At 63.8% G+C, this 218-nt stretch carries 1 protein-coding gene; it reads right to left on the bottom strand.

Features of this window, described 5'->3' with window-relative positions:
• Window positions 1-218 (bottom strand): hypothetical protein (locus B7449_RS22705; RefSeq protein ID WP_048884133.1); only part of this gene is annotated, 218 nt, incomplete at both ends.

Below are 218 nucleotides of genomic sequence, written 5' to 3'. Positions count from 1 at the left end.
CGGCCAGGCCCAGCTTCGCACATGACGGCGAACCCACCGATGCGTCCGAGGTTCCAAACCCCTGCCTCACCGTTCTTTGCCGCCAGGCGGACCTGGGACAGGAGCCATGATCCGGCCTTCTCGCGCTCGGTGAGGTCACCCTTGTCCCTGCGCAATACGAATGCATCCCCCTTTGTGGGCTGACGGCTGGCAATATCCGCCTCGATAAGCGGGATCTG

The organism is Komagataeibacter intermedius TF2 (assembly GCF_000964425.1).
Taxonomy (GTDB): domain Bacteria; phylum Pseudomonadota; class Alphaproteobacteria; order Acetobacterales; family Acetobacteraceae; genus Komagataeibacter; species Komagataeibacter intermedius.
The sequence above is the reverse complement of the archived record's forward strand: the minus strand, read 5'-3'. Positions and strand labels throughout refer to the sequence as shown.